We start from the raw sequence: 21,046 nt of genomic DNA on the forward strand, positions 1-21,046 counted from the left end.
AGTGAATAGTGAACAGTAGGTAGTCGCCATAAGTAAGTTTTGAGGCTATTTCGAGCGGTTATTCAGTACTGTCCGATCTCGCACAATCCGAGAGGCTCCCTCTCGGCGGCGAACCGCTGGTACAAGATTTTAAACCATTCACTATCCACTATCCACTATCCACTATTCACTATTTTCGCCATCTCTGACTGGGTAGATTGCCGCTAGCGCGTAGGTAACGCTCGATATCGATCCCTAAGACAGAGTTTACCGTACCCGTGCGTAAGTCTACTGTGGCGCGTCCGTTGATGCCGACTAAGTTACCGCGCCAGTCGAGGATTGGCCCTCCACTCATTCCTGGTAAGGCACTGACTGTGTACACTAAAGAGTAGCCATCTTGGGGACGTGCGATGCGTCCAGAGAGATTGCCGACCAAAAATTGATAGGATTTTTGGGAAAGTTGGGGACTAGGATCGGCCCAGCCAGAGACATAGAGGGTGTCACCTTCACTCAATCGCGCTGAATTACCGATCGAGGCAATTGCATAACGCTCGGGACTTCGGAATTCTAAAGTAGCTAAATCTAGATTGCCAACTCTGGCGATCGTTTGAGCCGGAACTCGATATTTGCGACCATCGACAGTCCCAATTGTAAACGATTTGCCAGCAGCGGTACTCACTACATGCCAGTTGCTCAAAACTAAATATCGATCTCCACGTCGATCGATTATCGTCCCAGAGCCACTATTGGCACCATCGATCCTCACGGTAATCGGTTTGGCAATATCACTGACCTTAGGCATCAGTATTTGCCGCAGGATGTGAGTGATGATGACTCCCGCCGCGACAATCGGGATCGTGTTTACCACCCAGGTAGTCAGATGATTTCGACGCAATCCCATGAGTTAGTTTAGTCGCTGGCTCATCTTTGGACGAACCGCCAAGAATTGATAATTACCTCTCCCCGTCCTTGGGATCGTCTACCGATTCAGAAGGACATTGGAGAATCGCTATTTCTCTCCTAATAATCGATCGACATTAATATAAGCATCTCCATTGCGGTATCGAATTAGTTGTTCGCCGCTGAGTTGAACGATCTGTCCGGAGGCGCGTGCGCGCAGATCGAGAATTTGTTGGAGCACTCGTGCTGAGTCGGTACCTTTGTGGAGGGTGACTAGTACGCTGCGCTTGGGGCAAGTGTTACCGCTAACGCCTGCATCGACGCAGAGGACGGGATAGCTGTTGACATTCCCGGTGCGAATATATTTTAGGTTACCAGTGCGATTGAAGCGATCGAGTCGATTGGAGACTTCCTGACAGCGGTTGGTGATGTCATTATATCGCCCAGTAAAGGACTTGACCCAATGGATCATCGGGATATTTCCCCGCACAGTTTTAACAACAGTCGTCGGTGCCCCAGCCATCAATTCGCACTGAAATTTTCGGCTGGTTTGAGCTTGAGCGGGCGCAAACCATTGAGATCCAATTGCGAGCGTCGCACTTAAGAGCAAAGTACTAAAAAATTTATGGCTCGATGGAAGTATTCTAAACATGATAAATTGATGCGATCGTTGGTAAGCTTCGACTTTGCTAACTGTAGGCAATTATGATGAATGAGAATCGATCGACAAAAATAAGCAGTAGTTAAATTACTTATTATAAACAGAGTTACCATCTACGCTCGTTAACTCTCCACCGCATTTATACTGAATCTAGTAGTTGAAGATCGGCTAAATGTCTGAGCCGAAATGCGATCGCGATCGCTGCAATTTTCATTCATATATGCTTATGATACTTAGACATCGGCACGCTCGAAGCAAATAGCGAGTTACTGCTAAGATCGTCATCCGATCGATCTGCGATCTTCTAGACTGCGCTTAGCCCCAGCCCTTTTACCCATGCTATTTGATATACCTTACTTAACTAAGCACCGCTTTATGTTAGGCACGATCCTTCGCTCGCATTATAAAATAGTTAAGGTTCTAGGCATCGGCCAGTCTGGAACTACTTATTTAGCAACAGATATAGACTTAGTAGAATCGCCGCTATATGTAGTTAAAAAAATTGAATTTATCGACAATGGTGGGATGTTGCCAACGATCGCCGAGAAACTATTTGAAAGGCAAGGATCGATCGCCCACAACATCGGGCAGCATCCACAAGAGCCGTCTTTAGTGGCTAGATTTGAAGAAGGCGGTAATAGATATTTAATTCGCGAATATATCGAGGGCGAACGGCTCGATCGAGAACTGACTCCCGGCTCGACATGGAGTCAGACTCAAGTTTTTGATTTTTTGATGGATTTGGTTGAAGTTTTGTGTTTGCTGCATAGTTTTAAATATATCCATCGCGATATCAATCCGCATAATATTATTAGACGTCAAGACAATAGCGGATTTAGTTTAATTGGCTTTAGTTCTGTTAAAGATTTAGGGAATACCTGGCCGAATCTGCCGAGTGAAGATACTCGTAATCTTAACGATCCGAGTTACGTCTCTTACGAGCAAGAGCAAAATATGCCGCAATTAAATAGCGATCTGTATGCAGTTGGTGCGATCGCTATTCAAGCTCTAACTGGTAAGTTTCCGCTCGAAAAAGATGCCTATACATATGAACTTAAGTGGCGAGATCGAGTCAATATCGATGGTAAGTTAGTCGAAATCATCAATAGAATGGTGCGCCCCGATTATCGCAATCGTTACTCATCACCACTAGAAGCATTAGAAGCTCTCAAGGCTTTTGCGCTGAGTCAAATCCCGCCAAGTCGATCGCATCAACTCAAAACACCTGTTATATTTGGTAGTGCTGTTTGCGCGCTGTTAGTCGGGTTCGGGGTAGTGAAATTATTATCTGCTTCAGCCAATAAAACTCCGGTACTTACACCACCAGCGAGCATCGCTAGTAGTCCAATTGCGACCCAACTCGATGGCATTACCTGGAAAAGCTATATCGATAAAGCAGCGAATATTCAAATTAAATATCCAGCAAATTGGCAGCAGAAAGATATTAAGAATATTGTCACTGGCGAGCAGGTGATGTTTGTAAGTCCCCAAGACAATAATGCAGGCAATAAGTTTCGCGAAAATATATCGATTAGGGTCGAAAATCTGACGAATCCGCAGACTACGCTAGCCAACTATACTCAATCGACGATCGCCGAAATCAAGCGATATTATCAAGATGCTAAAATTGTCGAATCGAGTCCGATTCTTTTAGCCAAAAGATCGGCTAATTTGGTCGTATTTACAGGGAGAGATGAAAATTCCCAATTAGTGAAAAATCTTGAAGTTTTGACGATCGACCGAGGTAAGGCTTATATCTTAACATATAAAGCTCGACCCGATCGGTATTACCAATATCTGGGAACAGTTATGAATGCGCTCGATTCGTTCGAGCTAGAATAATTTTTAGTATTGCTAGATTTAAGTATAAAAAGCTAGAGAGGATGGTAGGGAGCGGATCTCTTCGCTCCCCGTCAAAATAGTAATTAGATTTACACCGTACACTACTATTTATCAAATCTAAATTAGATTTATCCTTTAAAAGTTTGACCGTTAAAAGTAGTCTGACTGGTTAAAATTTTGCTTTGTTTCAATCGCCAACCTTGGGGAGTTTTTAGCCAAGAATCGCGAGATGTTTGGTTGATGACGATCTTGTTAAAGCCAGCAATCGTGCCTTCGGTCTTTTGTTCTATTGCCACATCGATGCCACTCGCATTAGTATCGATAGTTTTGATAGTGGCTTTATTAGATGTTAATTTAATATTGAATCGTGTAAAAAGATTATTATAATGCTCGCGAAATTCTGATAAAGTTTGTTTCTCCCCTTTAGGGCTAATGCTCACGTAATCGGGAGTAAAAAGTGCAGTGGCACCTTGAATATCTTTCCGGACAAAGGCGGCATTGATGCGATCGTAACTTGTTTGGATCGTCGGTTGAATTTTGGCCTTATTATCTGCCTGTGCGGGTGCAATTGCCACGATCGCGATCGAGAGCGAAATAGCTGAAACCAGCGAATTTCTGGCGGTAGATGAGATCATTTGTCATATTAATTAACTGCATTGCCCGGACTGACGTTATTGGCACCCTAAAGGTTCCAGCGATCGCTTGCTGTCTGCGTCAGCAATCTGTTCGAGAGTTAAAATTATGGCAGCTTTGGGTAATAAGTGGCGGTAAATTAATATGTTGTTGAATCTACTCGCTTCGATAGTCGAGATTTAATACCCCCTCTGCCTTAATTTAATAACTCTACTAACTCACAAAATCCGGCAACTTCGGGCAACTTGGTGATATACAGCGGCAGATGTGGCAATCGATCGGTGTAATGTTGGATATTGGCAACACCGACAGAGAGCGGAAATAATGCTCGATCGAACATCGTCGCATCATTAGGACTATCGCCAACGGTAATTATTTGGGTAGGTGCGATGTCGGGAAAATAGAGTTTGAGTACTCGTACAATTGCCACTCCTTTATCTTGCTGTGGCGGCTTGATATGACACTGAACGGTACTGAAGGTAAAACTATAGCCCCACCGTTGGCACTGAGTCGCAATCGCGCCTAATTCTGCGTCTGTCAACCCCGCTACGTCAAATGTCCAATCGGTGATGCGAAACTGATTGTCGCTCGATTCTTCGATTTGGGGATAGCGTGATTGCAATTCCCAAAACCGCTCTGCCAAAAGGGAGCGATGCTCCTCGATACTTTCGAGTCGCGTCAGAAAATCGAAACCACTGCAATTTGACTGGAAATATACCCCACCATTTTCGGCGATCGATCCAGCTACGGGCAGATAATTATTGACAGCACTCACCCACCCCGCAGATCTACCTGTAACCAATAGTAACTTGATGCCTTTGGCATTAAGGATATCGATCGCCTGTAGAAGCTCGGTGGTAAATTTACCCTCACGAGTCAGGGTACCATCAACATCGGTCGCAATCAGCCGAATATCTGTCAGTCGCTCTATTAGGGGTAAGACCATTTTGGATTTTGGATTATGGATTAGGAAACCTTGCTGTGGTTGAAGTTTGCTAATTTATCGATCGCCGTTGTTGCAATTGGCATCACATCTGGATCGGGCGATCGATCGCGATCGACAGCACGATCTCAGGGTACCCATAAAGGGCACTCCACGCAATCGTGATGTAATTATATCGATTAGATACTAGTTATCGGTGCGATCGGAGATCTTCGGGTACCCACAAGGGGTACCCCTACGGGTTATCGGTGCGATCGGAGATCTTCGGGTACCCACAAGGGGTACCCCTACGGGTTATCGGTGCGATCGGAGATCTTCGGGTACCCACAAGGGGCACCCCTACGGGTTATCGGTGCAAGCGATAAACGTTCGATTATTCACTATCAACTCTCAACTAGTATAATATTGCCACTGATGCTGATGATATTCAGCAACTTGGGGCTTGAGATTGAATTTGAGATCCCGTCCGGGTAAAACCTCGACTTGAAGAAATGAGTAAGCGTGACGTTTTTGCGTGCCGCGTCCGGTTTTGCCGATAAACTGATGCGATACGGCGACATCCTGCAACTTGCCATCGATCCGTTCTTGGAGGACATTCCCTTCCTGACGTTGGCGGCGCAGACTAAAACCACTCCCACCACAGACAACCCACTTTATCCCTCGGTCGGCATGTCCGGTGTCTAGGGTTTCGATATATTCAAAGCAATGGGCATGACCAGATAGGACTAGATCTACGAGGGGACGGTTATCTACGAGTGGCTTGAGTGCTAGCGCGACGCGATCGAATACACCACGTAAATAATGGCGCACGGCTAGGGTTTGACCTTGGTGCCATTTGGTTGCTTCGGTAACATAGGGTGGATGGTGAAAATAAATCATCCTGCCGCGCACGGTTTTGTCTTGCCAAGATTCGATCAGTCCGCGTTCGAGCCACTCTAGTTGCTCGTAATCTATTTGTTCGCCTGCGGTATTGGGATCTAATTGTTTTTCTAGATCGCGAATTAATTCTTCGATCTGTTCGACTTTGCCGAGTAACTCGTCAAGAGATTCCTGTTCGCCCGGTATCGGTTGTGTGGGATTGTTGGGATCTAAGTTGTGGATGATTTGCAAGTGTTCCTCGCGCTCGGCTTGCAATCGCTCTAGATCTGCAAGCAATTGCTGGCGGCGCAGCTCGCCCCGTTCGTTGGCTTCGAGCGGTAACGGCGCATTAAAGGTGTTAGAATCGAGCGCAAAAAAGTCGATCCCCCCATAGCGAAACCGATAATAGCGGTTGGGGAGGCGGGTAAACTTACCTGGTTGATAATTCAACCCTTTACCTGTAGAAGTCTGGGCTGTATAGTGCCGCTCTAGATGCTGCTGGAGTTCTGAGTCGGGGATATCTTTGAGATAATCTAAGAAGGCTTTAGCATAAGCATCGCCCTGATATGAACCGTGCCAACCCACATCCAAATCGATGTAATAACGAAAAGCTTGTCGCACTGGGCGCAATAACTGCGACAATACGCCATAACCGATCGGCAAGTCGTAGTAGTCGTGATTGCCGAGTACGGGCAAGAAGGGGCGATTGAAGATCATGGAATCATAGCGAATCTGTTTGGCAAAATCGCCACCCACTAATAATTCTCGGTAAGGCTTAATAAAATTCTCTGGATACTGTTCGCTCGATCCGACTAGATAGACGACATCACCAGTATGCAGGATAAATTGCGCCCAGGGTGCTGTTTGCAGCATGAGCTTCGCTACACGTCGCTGGGGACTATCGCGCCGCCGCACGCCACTACCGCTGTCTCCCAGCACGCAAAATGTGAACCCTTGCTCTGGCTCGATCCTGTCGTCTAAGACTAGTTGCGTGCGATCGATTCCCAATTTTTGAAATAATGGATGATGCCACCGCATTCTTTCCTGCATTTTGGCCATTTTGCGGGCGATAGTCGGATCGGAAACTAACTTCATTACAATTTAGTGAGAGCGGGGAGCGGGAGCAATTGAAACTGTGCTGTGAGCTAACTATTTGCGAATAGGGCTTCATCTGTCAGATTTCTTTCCAGAATAGCGAATTTCTGTCTCTATAAAATCGCTAAATAGAAGGAATATTTTCGATTGGATCGCCGCTTGCCGCTACTGGCTTCCTTGGGGCTTGCGATCGAAAGCTGACAACTTCATCCGCCGACTTTCGCGCGATAGTGGTACCAAAGCTGGTGCTTGACTGGGAGCTTGGCTCTGTTGAAGGCTTGCCACCACTCGAGCTAGTCGATCGATCGTGGGGGCTTCAAAGACGCTCCGCAAAGGTAACTCGATCTGTAAGGCGTCGCGCACTCTGGAAACGAGCTGAGTCGCCAGTAATGAATGACCGCCTAATTCAAAGAAATTATCGTAAATTCCCACGCGTTTGAGTCCCAAAACTTCGACAAAAATGTTGGCAAGTTCGCGCTCGATCGAATTTCGAGGGGCGATGTACCGATCTGGCGACCGCATTGGTGGCGCGCTTCGCGTTCGAGATGCGCTCGGATCGGGCAATGCTGCTAAGGCGCGGCGATCGATTTTACCATTGGCTGTGAGCGGTAGCGAGTCTAATACTACAAAGGCTGATGGCAGCATGTACTCCGGCAGTTTTTGCGCTAGATAACTTTGTAATTGCGGCACTAATTGGCGTGCGGCTTTGGCTTGGAGCGGATTATTGGCATAAGAATGCCAGGGGCGAATGTCAGTCGAATGATGTCGAGAAATAGTGCCTTGTGTGACTGGCTCTTGGCAGATAAACATTACGTCATAATCGCCCTGACTACTCGAACTCGACCAGGTAATTTCGACTCGATAAGGAATATCCATCGCATACCAATCTTCTGGATCTACGCCGATTTCGAGCGATTGCAAGGCTTTACGAATTTGACCGACATTTTTATAATCCGATCCGTCTGCTAGCCATGCTGCGGCTGTTACTGCTGACATTACCCGCGCATTAGGCACGTTGAGAATGCTCAAAATTTCCGGTCGCTCGTCTATTAATAACTGACGTACTTTGGGCACGTTCAGATTGGCTTGCGACCAGTTCAGTGCTGAATGATTGTCACGATCGCCATCGAGTTCGGCGCGTGAAGTTTCGTCCCCAATCTCCAGGATCGCGTTATAACGAAACCCAGTTAACTCATTACGATATTTGCCCCGCAACAGTTGAATTTGGACGCGATCGATTTGCGGGAATTGTTGCTGTAGAGCTGTAAAAAAAGCTGGATCGATCGCTAATTCTGGTTCTTGAAATATCTGCATTTGTACCCGTTGCTGCAACTCTAGGCAAGTGAGGCTTGGTTCGGCTCGATCGAGTTGTACTGATGTATGAAAAGCTGTTAATAGGGGCAAACTGCGGACGTCGCCGATGAAGATCCGACCGCCAGGAGCAGTTGCTGTTATCGCACCTGCAATCGCGTTAATTAGATAATCGATGGTGGGAAAGTATTGGATGACGGAGTTAAGAATTACGGTATCGAATGTTGCTGGTTCGATTCGATCGAAATCGGTTGCCATTTGCTCGAATAATTGAATCTGTGGCAGTTCTTGGCGTGCTAATTGTTGCTGAATATAGTCGATCGAAACTGACGAAAAGTCAGTCCCCCAATATCGCTCGCAGTGAGGAGCGATTCTAAATAACATTAACCCCGTGCCACACCCAATTTCTAATACTCGCTGGGGTTGGAAAGCCAAAATGCGATCGACTTGATTATTCATCCATTCAGACATTTGCTCTGCTGGCAGCGGCTGACTTGTATAACTGCTATTCCAACCGACGATATTCGATTTGGGATCGAAATTTACAGGTTGAGTGTAGGTTTCGTTGTAGAGCATCTGCCATTCTGAAACTTGCTCGTCTTGCAATTGAATCGATCGACTATTGTCTGATTCTATGCTATACCCATTCTGGGTCGATACATAAGCTACTAAAGTTTTTTCACCTCGATCTTCACGCATTAGTACGACAGCTTGACTTACTGCTGGATGGTGATTTAGTACTGATTCAATTTCGCCTAACTCAATCCGATAACCGCGAATTTTAACGCAATCGTCGAGACGACCTAAAAATTCAAGATTACCATCGATGCGATAGCGCGCTCGATCGCCAGTTTTATAAAGTCGTACTGTTAAGCGATCGTTAACATTACGATCGATAAAGCACTCGCTAGTTAATTCTGGACGATTTAAATAACCTCGTGCCAATCCATCACCACCAATGTATATTTCTCCTGGAATACCAATCGGTACTGGCTGTAAATATTTATCTAAAATATAAATCTGTGTATTGGCGATCGCGCGACCGATTACAGGGGCTAAATCGCCGCGTTCCTCACGATCGACCCGCCCCGAAGTTGCTACAACAGTGCTTTCAGTCGGCCCATAATTATTAACTAACTGGAATGGAAGTTCGGCTTGAGGATAATTACTTAGTTTATCGCCACCCGTAAGTAAGATTCGCAAACTCGTATTCTGTGTAAAATCTAATAACAGAATTTTCTCGGCTAGTGGAGTTGGTAAAAAAGCAATAGTTATCGCTTTTTCAATCCACCAATCTCGTAATCTTTCTGGCATGTGGCGAATTTCGTCTGGTACAAAATAAATACTCGATCCGGCACTAAGATAAGGCCAAATTTCCCAGCCGCAGGCATCAAAACCAACACCAGTAATCTGCGTCGCTCGATCGATCGCCGAAATTGCCAACGTTTGTTGGTGCCAACATACCAGATTTAACAATCCACGATGTTCGATTTCTACACCTTTAGGATTGCCAGTAGAGCCAGAGGTATAAATAACGTAAGCCAGATTATTCAATCCAACTTGACGAGCGAGATTAGCTTCAGCTTCTCGCTCGATAATTGCCCACTCTGTATCCATACAGATCGATCGGACGTGATTACTTTCGACCTTTTCGAGCCAGCATTCGTGAGTTAATAATATTGAGATCTTCGCATCTCGAATCGTTAAATTTACCCGTTCGGCTGGATAAGTGGGATCGATCGGGACATAAGCTCCACCTGCTTTTAAAATGCCTAACATGCCGACGACTAAATCGCAAGAGCGTTCGACATAAATTCCTACTAAAACTTCTGGTTTTACGCCAACTTTTTTTAAATAATGTGCGAGTTTATTACTACGGATATTTAAATCATTGTAAGTAAGCTGTTCATGTGCCGATACCAAAGCTAACGAGTCGGGATATTGCCGCGCCACACTCTCAAATAACAGATCTACAGAAGTATCTTGCGGATAATCTCGCTGAGTAGCGTTCCATTCAACTAAGACAGTATCTAACTCAGATTTGCTTAAAAGTGGTAAATAGCCGATTTGATGTTCTGGATTGGCAACTATCCCTTCTAGCAAGGTTTGAAAGTGCCCTGTCATCCTCTCGATCGTCGCGGCATCGAATAGATCGGTACTGTAAATTATAAAACCACTAATTCCATCCGAACTATCTGCCCATAATCCATTTTGAGTATTTGGCTCCCACAAATGAAGCTCCAGATCGAAACGAGTTGTTTCTGTGGTAAATGGTAACGGGCTTAAAATTAAATCGGGCAACTCTAACGCAGATATAGGTGCAGTTTGCAATGCAAATACCACTTGAAATAGTGGATTTTTATTCAAGCTCCGCTCTGGATCTAGTTCGGCTACAAGCTTTTCAAAAGGTAAATCTTGATGGGTATATGCTCCCAAAGCAACCTGTTTAACTCGCTTTAATACTTCTCGAAAAGTTGGGTTTCCAGAAAGGTCTGTCCGCAATACTAAACTATTGACAAAAAAACCAATTAACCCTTCGATTTCGCTACGGTTGCGATTGGCAATGGGCGAACCGATCGCAATATCTTCTTGCTGGGTATATCGGCACAGCCAAACTTGAAATGCGGCTAACAGAGTGATAAATAAAGTGACGCCTTCTTGCTGACTCAGAGCTAAAAGTGCCCAGCTCAAATGAGGTGATAATTGCAGTGGCTGCCTTGCCCCTTGATAGGTTTGAGCTGATAATCTCGGTCGGTCTGTGGGCAAATTGAGGAGCGAAATGCCTTCTAATTGCTGTTGCCAATAGCTGAGTTGGGTTGCCAAAACTCGACCTTGCAAGCATTGGCGTTGCCAGTAAGCAAAGTCTGCATATTGGATCGGTAGTTCTGGCAGCGACGAGGGACGATTGCTAGCAAAGGCGGGGTAGAGTGCGGAGATCTCTTGCATCAGTACCCCCAGCGACCAACCATCAGCGACAATATGATGTAACGTCAGCAGGAGGATGAATCGCGTCTGTTCCAGTCGCAGCAGTTTGACTCGCAGCAACGGAGGGGTTGATAGATCGAATGGCTCTTGAGCTGCTCGCTCGGTAAGCTGTCGCGATCGAATTTCGCGTTCGGCTGCTGGTATTTGCGTTAAATCGATAACTGGCAAGGGGATGGCAAGTGTCGGATGGATAACTTGAACGGGTTGCCCTGACTCGATCGCCATCGTGGTGCGCAAAGCTTCGTGTCGGCGCACGATTTCGTTAAAAGTCCGCTCTAGTGCCGCCAGATCGATCGTACCTGTTAAATTGAGGGCTAAAGGAATGTTGTAAAAAGGATTGTTAGGAATTAATCGATCGAGAAACCACAGGCGTTGTTGAGCAAAAGAAAGCGGTAGATGTCCCGATCGCGAAATCGGTACCAGTGACCCACAAGTGTGATGACTGGGATGATGGGTTGCAGCCAAAAATGCCACGATCTCTGCTTTACGTGCCTGAATTTCTGCTCGCAGTGTTGGTGTCAGAGTGCCTTCAGGAGCGGTACAGCGAAACTTCTCATCTTCGATAACAACTTGAATATCTAAACTACGAAGATAAGCTAAAAACTCAATCGTCTGCATAATTACACTCCTTCACAACAGTTATTTATTAACGCAAGTTGCTCGTAGATCGGCACAAATATTTATCAGATCCAAAATGCCTGAGATCTAGATGGCGAGCACTGCCCACCCTACGTGAGATTCTTGTAGATCTAAAGTGTGAAGATCGGCTAAAAACTCGATCGTCTGCATAATTACACCCCTTCACAACCATTAATTATTAACGTAAATTGCTAGTTAAATCGAGCATCCCCTAGCCCAATAATGTAGCACACACACCTGCTTGGATAAATCATTCTTTAGAGCGATCGAAATATCTTGTCGCCTGTTGCCCACGCTCGACCGATCGCACAATTGCTGGATAAGCTGTCGAACATTTAAATCACATGTTAGATTTTTTGAAAGCGGGGAGCGGCTCACAAGGCGTCGAGTTCCCCGACCATGGAAGTGAGACAGCGACGCAGCTCCCTTCGGGAAGGCTCCGCCAACGAACGGGAGGTTGTGTGCGTCAAGACAAGACAGCGGGGAGGAGGTAAGTAAATTAAATGAGTAACAGCTTAGTGAAACCAAACGAGGCGCGAGTCAGTCAAAGAAATTAGTCTTTAAGGTTGATGTATGTTAGGCCGAATTTATGGTTACGTGGCCATCGGGATTGCGATCTTGGCTCCGATTTCGATCTTATTGCCCGTAACATCGCCCGCAATTGCGCAAGCCAATGTCTTACCCGCAGCAGTCGAAAAGAGCATCAAACGAGACATTGTGCGGCAATTTCAAGTCCCATCTGCTAGCTTAAAAGTTCAGAGCTTTTCGCAGCAAGCTTGGCCGGATGGCTGTCTGGGCTTAGCCAAAACTGACGAAATATGTACGCAAGCAACAGTTAATGGTTGGCGAGTCGAAGCAACCGATGGCAGCCAAAGTTATATCTACCGCACCGATAATACGGGCAAAAATCTGCGGACAGAAACATTGCCCCAAGCTGTCTTACCACTACCTGTCGCGCGGAAGTTACGGCAATTTGCCAATCGAGAGCTGGGCATCGCGAACGCTAAACTCCGAGTCACAGCGATCGCACCGCGAACATTTGATGGCTGTCTGGGGATTGTGACGCCCAATCGAGCTTGTACTAAAATTGCGATTCCAGGTTGGCAAACAGTGCTAGCTGATGAGCGGCGCAGTTGGGTGTATCATCTCGATCGCAATGCTAGTCGCATCGTCCAAAATACAGCAGCAAGTAATGCTGTCGCGCCAGTGGCGATTTCGTTTGTCTCCACCGATGCAGCTTTAGATCCAAACATCTTATTTACTAGTTCTACTTCGGGCGATATTACAGGCAGAACGACAGTCGCCACCCTAGCTACTGATGGCAAAGTTACCCGCTTAATTACCGCCCCCAATATTCGATCGCGTCCGATACTCCTCAGAACGCTGACGCCAACACAACTCGATCGATTCAAAACGTTATTAGTTCGTCGAGGCTTTGCAAACTTAAACGGATTGAGTTATTTAACTTCAGCATCTGTAGCCGATGTGCCGACAGTCACGCTCCAAGGAATTGGCAGTAGCACTAGCTATACCAGCATTGAGAAACAGCGCGTACCCAAGTCTTTACAGTCGATCGCGACAGCCTGGGCGGAAATTGCCAAATAAGTCCAGCTTGTCTGCTGGATCTGGCAGTAGCAATGTAGTTCTGAATATTATTCGTTCGTGGGATGCCGACCTATTTGTCAGCATCCCGCTTGGTGAAACGATCTCCCAATTAAACCTGGAGTTTTTTAGCTACTGATATCTGGCAGTTAACGATCGACATATCGATCTCAATTACTTGTCTAGTGGCAAACCGAATAATTCGACGATTCTCCAGAGAAGAGGCTTCGCCAACGGACGAATTTCGATCGACAGATTCTCAAAAATTTCTGTCACCCCAATTCCTGTAAGCGTTTTTGCAGAAACCGTCGCTTCAATTAGGGTCGGACAACGCTGAAGTACCAGAGTTCAGCTTTTTGAGCAAATTAATTAGAGTCTTTTTATCTTTGCTAGTTAAATTTGCCATCAATCTTTTGGTACGGCAGAAATGATCGGGCAAGATATTTTCCAGAAGTGCGCTTCCCCGTTCTGTGAGGCAAACGGTGAGCATTCGCCGATCGCTCGGATGCGGCTGCCGTCGCACTAAATTCTCGCGTTCTAAGCCATCGAGCAGACCTGTAATCGTCGCCCGTGTGACATTGGCTCGTTCGGCAAATTCTGATGGGACGATTCCCTGCTTTGCTACATACAGTTGCATCAACAGTGTAAATTTTCCCGCTGAGAGTCCATAACGCTCGAAATGAGCATCGAAGGCCGTGTAAACCTCCGTTGCACAATTGAGAAACGCCAGACAGGTTTCCACTGATTCGGCATCAAAATCTGGAAAATCCCGTTCGAGTTCGTCAAATGTCTCCCGACCTGGAAATACTTGCATAAAACAGAGATATTTAGTCTCCTTATGATAAGGCGGTAAACAAATTTCGACAACCTCTTGACATCTGACTGACTGCCAAGTTCTAATATTAGTTAGCCAGCTAACTATAAGGCGGTCAACTTTTTGAGATAAATCATGAAACTGAATATAAATCAGAGAAACTGGTTGCTGAGTCTACACATCACTGCCGGCGGTTTATGGTTTGGGACAGCGTTGTGTTCTGCGGCTTTAGCTTTAAGCCTTCGCGCTTTAACCAATGGCGATGCACTTTATGGAATCAATGTTGCCCGTAATTTAATGGGGCAATTCATCATCGTACCTGCGGCGGTGCTGTCAGTTATTACTGGAGTTCTGCTTTGTAGCTTCACCAACTGGGGATTTTTCAAACATAACTGGGTGATGGTAAAACAACTGTTGACATTGATATCGATCGTGGCTGGATCGATTTGGCTGGGGCCTTGGACGAAGGAGATGACCACAATTTCTGAAACGGCACGCTCTCAAGCATGGCAAAATGCCGACTACCTTCGACTTGAGAACGCAGTCATGGTAGGTGGAGTCTTGCAAACAATAGTGCTGATAATAATCATCTTTATTTCGACAGTCAAACCCTGGAGCCGACGCAAGACAAGCCGTTAAAAGAATAAATGAGCGTGCATTATTAATCGGACGATAACTGCTTATGAACTGGTCTCCCCTCCCGCTCTCGATGTTTTTACTGCTACTTCCGGCTAACTCTGTGCTGGCAGAACTTACTGCTTCAGTCGGAGCTGAAAAATTCCCTGTAGCAGTGGATCTCACTTCAGGACAACAGCGTTCTGATGTTCGGCCAAGCGAGCGATCTCTCCAGGCTATTCGATCGTTAATCGAACGCTACGGTTGTATCACCGCAAATCCCAACGATTTTACCGCTCCAAGCGATCGTGCCCTGACGCGTTATGAGTTTGCGACAGGACTAAATAAATGCCTCACTCAGATCGATAAACTGTCAGCAAGTTCGAGTACAGTTTCAATTCGCCCAGAGGATTTAAACATACTCAGCCGCTTGCAACAAGAATTTGCGACAGAACTATCAAGAATTCGAGAACGTGCCAACACGCTCGCAAATAGTGCGAACAAACTGGATAGGCAGCAATTCTCACCGACAACCAAGCTGCGAGGACAAGTTATCGTAGCTGTCAACGCGGGTGGCTTTACAGGAGAGCGGATTATCGACGCTCAAGGCCGACAGATTGCTAACGAGCAACCTAATTCAACGGCTTTATACCGAGTTGCTTTAGATCTGAACACCAGTTTTACAGGCACAGATGCCTTGAGGATTTTGCTAGAAACTGGCAGTGGTGGGGGAACAACGAATGTGACAGGGCTGTTGGAACCGACATTTGGCAGTGTTATCGATTTCTCAGTCAAACCACCGACCCGCAACACGATTGGGATCGGTCGTCTAGTTTATGCTTTCAAGCCAACCCCAGATTTACAAGTGGCTATCGGCCCTGACATTCGCATCAGCGATTATATCGATCGCAATCGTTATGCCAATCTGAGCTTTCGAGACTTTAACTCCCAGATATTTGTCAACAATCTGCTGCTAATGACAAATGATGGGCCGAGTGCAGGCGGCGCGATCGATTGGAATCCCGATCGAGGATCGTTTAGTCTGCGGGCAACCTACTCAGCACGCGATGCCGCAAATTCTAGCAGTCAAGGCCCGATTCGAGGCGGTGCCTCATTCGTACCTCTGCTCTATCCCATTCAGGGGGGCAATCGCGGACTGTTTGGCGACACGCATCAATATACTGCGGAGTTAGAATATGCACCTTCAAAAGCTGTGGCAGTACGCCTACAATATAGCGGCGGAGAAGTTTTCGATCGTCGATTTGATGTTGCTGGTGTTAACGTCGAATTACAGCTCGACCCACAGATTGCATTGTTCGGTCGTTATGGCTATGGCAATTATGAAAATACAACATTTGGCAATATCAATCCTAACTATTGGATGGCTGGCTTGGCGTTTCCAGATCTCTTGATGAAAGGAAGTCTGGCAGGTATCGCGATCGGACAGCCATTCATTTCAAATGAAGTTGGGAATGCAAATCAAACCAACATTGAAGCTTTTTATCGCATTTCTGTGAGCGATAATATTCAAGTTACCCCTTCAATCCAGATTGTCAATAATCCCAGTAATCAAAGTGCAAACGGTACTATATTTACCGGAACCGTGCGAACGGTATTTTCTTTTTGAGCATTTTCCAGACTCACAAGCTGATGTGATTTCTAGCTAAAAATTTCATCAGCTCATACAGCTCGACAAACAGCCAAGTTGAAAACGGTGATATTTTCCTCACCTTGAATAGAGACATCGGTGCCAGCTTCAACCGCCATCAATCGATTGTTTATTTCAAAGATCGGATCGGCAGATCGCAGTCGATCGTCTAGGGAGTGCCGAATCGACTCGGCACTCCAAATTTAGTCACCAGTCGTTTACCAACCAGCCATCAGTTTGGCGATCGCCGGACGCTGATAACAACGTTGCAACCATTCCGTAACATTGGGGAAGGGAGTGAGATCGACATTCATCGAAGCAATCCAGCCGACTAGGCCCTGGAGGTGAGTATCCGCAAGACTATATTCGCCAATTAAGAACGATCGACCCTCCAGTCCGATGTTCAGGATGTTGAAACAATCAGCGATGTCAGCCTTTGCTCGCTCCATAGCGATCTCACTTTTTTGTTCGGATGTAACTTTTTCAAGTTCGGTCGCATTTGTTGCCGGATCGCCTTGCATTTCTGGAGGTAGCGATACGAACAATCGACCAGCAGATTCGGCTAGGGTAACGTTGCTCCAAGCGATCCATTTCATTGCTTCGCCGCGCTGTGGCCCTGGGGCGGGATAAAGCTTGGCATCTACACCAAAGAGTTCTCCGAGATACATTGTGATTGCGGATGACTCCCAGATTGCTGTGCCATCATGTACGATCGTGGGGACTTTGCCATTTGGGTTGATTTTGAGGTATTCAGGCTTTTTGGTATCGCCAGCACTGAGATCGAGATCGATGCGATCGCAATCTATCCCCAGTTCGGCAAGAACGGCTTCGGTAATACTTGCGGTGGACATGGGTGCAGCATAAAAAGTTAAACTCATCGATTATCTCCTTTGGTGTGAATATTTACCTGATTTTTCCTGAACCATGACTTTCATGGTGGAATCTCCTATTGTTGATTAGTTCTGAGTTGAGTCGCTACGATCCAGTGTGGAGTTAAGGCCGCTAACTCCTGAGTTCAGTAGTTAGCGCGCAGTTTGTCGTCCAGTGAAGTAAATGTAGATGCAATAAATTTCCTCATAGTTATTCAACCGATCGCCTCTCAACGGGCGATGTGCATTGGGATTATGGAGAGACGGTCTGTATCTCAGCCACGGCGCGCCGCCTCGATCGTGGCGATGTCGATCTTTTTCATCTGCATCATTGCATCGAACGCTCGCTTGGCAGCAGCAGGGTCGGGATCGGCAATCGCTTCTGTCAATGCCAGCGGCGCGATCTGCCACGACAATCCCCACTTGTCCTTGCACCAGCCGCAGTCACTCTCTTGTCCGCCATTGCCGACGATCGCATTCCAGTAGCGATCCGTTTCGGACTGGTCAGCGGTTGCGACCTGAAACGAGAACGCCTCATTATGCTTAAACGCAGATCCTCCGTTGAGACCGAGGCACGGAATACCCATTACGGTGAACGAGACGGTCAATACATCCCCTTCCTTTCCAGACGGAAAGTCCCCTGGTGCGCGGTATACTGCGTCAACAGAAGAGTCTGGAAAGGTAGCGGCGTAAAACCGTGCCGCATCCTCGGCACTCCCGTCATACCAAAGGCAAACCGTGTTCTTTGCTATCTTTTTCATGTGTCTGCTCCATTGAGATTAGAATTTACGCCATCGCCGAACTGCGTCAACCTGTTTGGCTAACTTGCACTCTCACTCCGTCGCCTGGGGAGGCATATGCAGGCCGATCGTATTGCCTTCGGTATCGACAATTAAAGCCATAAACCCGTATTGACCGATCGACATTTTGGGTTTGAAGACTTGCCCGCCAGCAGCGACAACGCGACTCTCTTCATCAGCGACATCATTGCAATGGAAGTACGGGATCGTGCCAATTCCGCCCGATTTAACTCCTTCCATCTGTACCAATGCACCCGAACCACCGATGGCCTCCATCGACATCGGAAACGCCCACATTTCCATCCCCGGACTTTCGAGCTTTTCTAGTTTCATCTGGAATACAGTCTCATAAAAACTTTTGGCACGTTCCATGTCCTGGACGTAGATCTCGCACCAAGTAATGGGATTCGATTTCATCATCTAGCTCCTGTTTGGTTTTGTAGTGGTGGTGTCCGTTTTACTGCAAACGGATGTTCTACTTAATAGTCGAATCTGGGTTCGATCGATCGACAATAACGGCACATTTTCCTAAAAAAGATCGCCATCACTCATCTAATGGCAAGCTCGATAGTTCGACGATCGGACGAATTTCGATCGTGCTTTTAGATGCGGATGGCAGGCGTGCGGCGATCGCGATCGCGGCATCCAAATCGGTTGCGTCGATGAGAAAGTAGCCCCCCAATTGTTCGCGGGTTTCGGCAAATGGCCCATCCGTCACTAGTTTTTTGCCATCGCGTACCCGCACGCTCGTTGCTGTCGCCACAGAATGCAGCGGTGCAGCACCCAAAAATTGACCGTTAGCATCGAGTTCGTGCGTTAATTTCGTGGAATCTGCATAGCATTTTTCCAATTCGCTTTGAGTCCAGTCATTTTCGTCACTGTAAATGAGCAACATATATTTCATGTTTTTCTCCTGAATTTTGTTGATTAATTACAGCGATTACTGTCGTCGATAATGCGCTGTCATAAAATGATTCCAGGTGCCATCATCCATTAAGATTTGCGATTTCATCACCCGATGGTCGTCGCTGACAAACTCGATAATGTCTTGGTATTTTGCCATCGCCGTTTGACTAAAATTTAGCCCTTCCGTGTCTAAAGTTAGTACCTTTTGAGCCGGATCGAGCGAGCCATTGTAGACCCATAAATGTGTCATCATCGAGCCGATAAATGTGCCCACAAAGCGATCGATCCGAGGATCGAATCCCAAGGTCATTATCGTCGTTCCCACACCGCCATCGGGCAGATCGCTCGTGCCTTCAGCAACGATCCAAACACCGCCGATCGAGCGCACGACTTCCGTCCCGGTGGCTTTGGAGGGTTCTGCATTTGGTTCCATGCTAAATTCAGTTTCGCTCGTCCATGTGCCGATAAATTTATCTAGCCATCGGTGTTGAATTTGAGGTTCTGCGTTCATTGTTTTACTCCTGAATGTGTTCGCGGAGCGACCTGCGATCGCCTTTCATTAAATAGTCGTTTGGCAAGACGCTCGATCGACAGATTCTCAAAAATTTCTGTTAATCCAACTCACCCAAACGTTTTAGCCAAAACCGCCGTTCTGGTTCCTGCTTCACCAGAGCCAAAGCCTGTTGATAGGATGCTTTAGCATCATCGATTCTTCCTAACCGCCGACACAGATCGGCGCGTGCGGCATGTGCCAGATGATATTCCGCCAAATCGCCGCGCGCTAAAATAGTATCGATCGCTTGCAAGCCGACTAAATAGCCATCGCGCATCGCCACCGCTACCGATCGATTCAATTCCACTACAGGCGAGCGATCCACTCGCATTAATACGTCATACAAAGCTACGATCTGCGCCCAATCAGTCGCCGCAGTACTCTGAGCCTCAGCATGTACCGCCGCGATCGCCGCTTGGAGCGTATACGAGCCAAACTGTGAAGATGATAGCGATCGCTGGACTAATTCGATACCTTCGGCAATTAGTTCTCGATTCCAGCGCGATCGATCTTGGTCTTCTAGCAGAATAATGTCACCCGTCACCGAAGTCCGCTCCATACGCCGCGATTCTTGCAACAACATTAACGCCAGCAGTCCCATTACTTCAGCATCGGGTAATAATTCTAGTACCAACCGCCCCAGCCGGATGGCTTCGGCAGCGAGATCGGCGCGAGTCAGCGAGGTTCCCGATGAGGCGGCGTAACCTTCATTAAATACTAAATAAATGACTTGCAGCACCGCCTCCAATCGATCGGGTAGATCGGCGATTTCTGGTACCTGATAAGGAATGCGCGCCGTGCGGATCTTCGTCTTCGCCCGCACGAGCCGTTGCGCCAATGTCGTCGGCGCAATCAGGAAAGCACTAGCAATTTCTTCGGTGGTGAGTCCGCAAACTTCCCGCAATGTCAAGCCTACTTGGGCTTCTAGCGATAGAGCGGGATGACAGCAGGTAAAAATTAGGCGCAGGCGATCGTCTTCAACATCTTCTGCATCTTGCAAGTTCGGATCGTTGGTATCGATCGAGGGAGCGATTTCTGGCAAAAAAGCATCGAAACGGGTGCGGCGGCGGATGGTATCGATTGCCTTAAAGCGTCCTGCCGAAATCAGCCACGAGCGGGGATTGGTGGGGATTCCATCGCGCGGCCATTGTGTCACCGCCGCACTAAAGGCTTCGTGCAATGCCTCTTCCGCAAGGTCGAAGTCACCGATCGATCGGATCGGGGTAGCGAAGACACGACGCGACTCAGTGCGGTAAATAGCGTCCACCCGCGAGCGAATTGGTTCGGCTGTTTGCTGATTCATCAGTCTCGTTGGCGGATACTACTACTGGAGGAGATCGCGCTTGTAATTGGGCGATCGAACAAATTACAGTACTATAGTATCATAAGCATT

Annotated in this window: 17 protein-coding genes; 4 read left to right on the forward strand and 13 right to left on the reverse strand. The window is 47.0% G+C overall.

What is annotated here, in order from left to right:
* Positions 1-169 precede the first annotated feature (169 nt).
* Both CHA6605_RS04125 and CHA6605_RS04130 read right to left on the reverse strand, forming a co-directional pair.
* Positions 170-880 carry a S1 family peptidase gene (locus CHA6605_RS04125; protein ID WP_015158286.1) on the reverse strand — a complete coding sequence of 237 codons (711 nt, stop codon included), beginning with the start codon at positions 878-880 and terminating at the stop codon, positions 170-172.
* A gap of 108 nt (positions 881-988) precedes the next feature.
* Positions 989-1,582, reverse strand: a complete 594-nt coding sequence (locus CHA6605_RS04130) for a COP23 domain-containing protein (RefSeq protein ID WP_051038678.1) — start codon at positions 1,580-1,582, stop codon at positions 989-991.
* 294 nt (positions 1,583-1,876) lie between these two features.
* On the opposite strand from CHA6605_RS04130, the gene CHA6605_RS04135 reads away from it, so the two are divergent.
* Positions 1,877-3,382 (forward strand): protein kinase domain-containing protein, encoded by a 1,506-nt coding sequence (locus CHA6605_RS04135; protein WP_041547549.1) that lies wholly within the window; start codon positions 1,877-1,879, stop codon positions 3,380-3,382.
* 128 nt (positions 3,383-3,510) lie between these two features.
* Here the strand turns inward: CHA6605_RS04135 and CHA6605_RS04140 are convergent, their stop codons facing one another.
* The 4 genes from CHA6605_RS04140 to CHA6605_RS04155 all read right to left on the reverse strand — a co-directional run bounded on the left by CHA6605_RS04140 (position 3,511) and on the right by CHA6605_RS04155 (position 11,825).
* A complete protein-coding gene (locus CHA6605_RS04140) occupies positions 3,511-4,017 on the reverse strand; it encodes a nuclear transport factor 2 family protein (protein WP_015158289.1) in 507 nt (168 codons plus the stop codon).
* A gap of 194 nt (positions 4,018-4,211) precedes the next feature.
* Positions 4,212-4,961, reverse strand: coding sequence for an HAD-IIB family hydrolase (locus tag CHA6605_RS04145; RefSeq protein ID WP_015158290.1), 750 nt, complete (start codon positions 4,959-4,961; stop codon positions 4,212-4,214).
* A 387-nt stretch (positions 4,962-5,348) separates the two neighbouring features.
* Positions 5,349-6,911, reverse strand: a complete 1,563-nt coding sequence (locus CHA6605_RS04150; RefSeq protein ID WP_015158291.1) for a metallophosphoesterase family protein — start codon at positions 6,909-6,911, stop codon at positions 5,349-5,351.
* 165 nt (positions 6,912-7,076) lie between these two features.
* Complete coding sequence (locus tag CHA6605_RS04155; protein ID WP_015158292.1) at positions 7,077-11,825, reverse strand: non-ribosomal peptide synthetase; 4,749 nt, start codon at positions 11,823-11,825, stop codon at positions 7,077-7,079.
* A 594-nt stretch (positions 11,826-12,419) separates the two neighbouring features.
* On the opposite strand from CHA6605_RS04155, the gene CHA6605_RS04160 reads away from it, so the two are divergent.
* A complete protein-coding gene (locus CHA6605_RS04160; protein WP_015158293.1) occupies positions 12,420-13,451 on the forward strand; it encodes a hypothetical protein in 1,032 nt (343 codons plus the stop codon).
* A gap of 310 nt (positions 13,452-13,761) precedes the next feature.
* Here the strand turns inward: CHA6605_RS04160 and CHA6605_RS04165 are convergent, their stop codons facing one another.
* Positions 13,762-14,262, reverse strand: a complete 501-nt coding sequence (locus CHA6605_RS04165) for a MarR family winged helix-turn-helix transcriptional regulator (RefSeq protein ID WP_015158294.1) — start codon at positions 14,260-14,262, stop codon at positions 13,762-13,764.
* Positions 14,263-14,397: 135 nt separating this feature from the next.
* Between CHA6605_RS04165 and CHA6605_RS04170 the strand changes: the two genes are divergently transcribed.
* Both CHA6605_RS04170 and CHA6605_RS04175 read left to right on the forward strand, forming a co-directional pair.
* On the forward strand, positions 14,398-14,901 hold the full coding sequence (locus CHA6605_RS04170) for a DUF2269 family protein (RefSeq protein ID WP_015158295.1): 504 nt from the start codon (positions 14,398-14,400) through the stop codon (positions 14,899-14,901).
* Positions 14,902-14,944: 43 nt separating this feature from the next.
* A complete protein-coding gene (locus CHA6605_RS04175) occupies positions 14,945-16,504 on the forward strand; it encodes an iron uptake porin (RefSeq protein WP_015158296.1) in 1,560 nt (519 codons plus the stop codon).
* 239 nt (positions 16,505-16,743) lie between these two features.
* On the opposite strand, the gene CHA6605_RS04180 is transcribed toward CHA6605_RS04175, so the two are convergent.
* The 6 genes from CHA6605_RS04180 to CHA6605_RS04205 all read right to left on the reverse strand — a co-directional run bounded on the left by CHA6605_RS04180 (position 16,744) and on the right by CHA6605_RS04205 (position 20,956).
* A complete protein-coding gene (locus tag CHA6605_RS04180) occupies positions 16,744-17,403 on the reverse strand; it encodes a glutathione S-transferase family protein (RefSeq protein WP_015158297.1) in 660 nt (219 codons plus the stop codon).
* Between the two features lie 266 nt (positions 17,404-17,669).
* The gene (locus CHA6605_RS04185; RefSeq protein ID WP_015158298.1) at positions 17,670-18,155 is read right to left on the reverse strand and encodes a VOC family protein; all 486 of its coding nucleotides are present in this window, start codon (positions 18,153-18,155) and stop codon (positions 17,670-17,672) included.
* Between the two features lie 72 nt (positions 18,156-18,227).
* Positions 18,228-18,611, reverse strand: coding sequence for a VOC family protein (locus CHA6605_RS04190; RefSeq protein ID WP_015158299.1), 384 nt, complete (start codon positions 18,609-18,611; stop codon positions 18,228-18,230).
* 127 nt (positions 18,612-18,738) lie between these two features.
* Complete coding sequence (locus tag CHA6605_RS04195) at positions 18,739-19,098, reverse strand: YciI family protein (protein WP_015158300.1); 360 nt, start codon at positions 19,096-19,098, stop codon at positions 18,739-18,741.
* A 36-nt stretch (positions 19,099-19,134) separates the two neighbouring features.
* Positions 19,135-19,611 carry a DUF1579 domain-containing protein gene (locus CHA6605_RS04200; RefSeq protein ID WP_015158301.1) on the reverse strand — a complete coding sequence of 159 codons (477 nt, stop codon included), beginning with the start codon at positions 19,609-19,611 and terminating at the stop codon, positions 19,135-19,137.
* A 100-nt stretch (positions 19,612-19,711) separates the two neighbouring features.
* A complete protein-coding gene (locus CHA6605_RS04205) occupies positions 19,712-20,956 on the reverse strand; it encodes an RNA polymerase sigma factor (protein WP_015158302.1) in 1,245 nt (414 codons plus the stop codon).
* Between the last annotated feature and the right edge of the window lie 90 nt (positions 20,957-21,046).

This window comes from Chamaesiphon minutus PCC 6605 (assembly GCF_000317145.1).
GTDB lineage: Bacteria > Cyanobacteriota > Cyanobacteriia > Cyanobacteriales > Chamaesiphonaceae > Chamaesiphon > Chamaesiphon minutus.

Bases quoted from the DNA above. Each gene is read 5' to 3' on its own strand.
- CHA6605_RS04125 (WP_015158286.1), bottom strand. From the start codon at position 880: ATGGGATTGCGTCGAAATCATCTGACTACCTGGGTGGTAAACACGATC.
- CHA6605_RS04135 (WP_041547549.1), top strand. From the start codon at position 1,877: ATGCTATTTGATATACCTTACTTAACTAAGCACCGCTTTATGTTAGGC.
- CHA6605_RS04140 (WP_015158289.1), bottom strand. From the start codon at position 4,017: ATGATCTCATCTACCGCCAGAAATTCGCTGGTTTCAGCTATTTCGCTC.
- CHA6605_RS04145 (WP_015158290.1), bottom strand. From the start codon at position 4,961: ATGGTCTTACCCCTAATAGAGCGACTGACAGATATTCGGCTGATTGCG.
- CHA6605_RS04150 (WP_015158291.1), bottom strand. From the start codon at position 6,911: ATGAAGTTAGTTTCCGATCCGACTATCGCCCGCAAAATGGCCAAAATG.
- CHA6605_RS04155 (WP_015158292.1), bottom strand. From the start codon at position 11,825: ATGCAGACGATTGAGTTTTTAGCTTATCTTCGTAGTTTAGATATTCAA.
- CHA6605_RS04160 (WP_015158293.1), top strand. From the start codon at position 12,420: ATGTTAGGCCGAATTTATGGTTACGTGGCCATCGGGATTGCGATCTTG.
- CHA6605_RS04165 (WP_015158294.1), bottom strand. From the start codon at position 14,262: ATGCAAGTATTTCCAGGTCGGGAGACATTTGACGAACTCGAACGGGAT.
- CHA6605_RS04170 (WP_015158295.1), top strand. From the start codon at position 14,398: ATGAAACTGAATATAAATCAGAGAAACTGGTTGCTGAGTCTACACATC.
- CHA6605_RS04175 (WP_015158296.1), top strand. From the start codon at position 14,945: ATGAACTGGTCTCCCCTCCCGCTCTCGATGTTTTTACTGCTACTTCCG.
- CHA6605_RS04180 (WP_015158297.1), bottom strand. From the start codon at position 17,403: ATGAGTTTAACTTTTTATGCTGCACCCATGTCCACCGCAAGTATTACC.
- CHA6605_RS04185 (WP_015158298.1), bottom strand. From the start codon at position 18,155: ATGAAAAAGATAGCAAAGAACACGGTTTGCCTTTGGTATGACGGGAGT.
- CHA6605_RS04190 (WP_015158299.1), bottom strand. From the start codon at position 18,611: ATGAAATCGAATCCCATTACTTGGTGCGAGATCTACGTCCAGGACATG.
- CHA6605_RS04195 (WP_015158300.1), bottom strand. From the start codon at position 19,098: ATGAAATATATGTTGCTCATTTACAGTGACGAAAATGACTGGACTCAA.
- CHA6605_RS04200 (WP_015158301.1), bottom strand. From the start codon at position 19,611: ATGAACGCAGAACCTCAAATTCAACACCGATGGCTAGATAAATTTATC.
- CHA6605_RS04205 (WP_015158302.1), bottom strand. From the start codon at position 20,956: ATGAATCAGCAAACAGCCGAACCAATTCGCTCGCGGGTGGACGCTATT.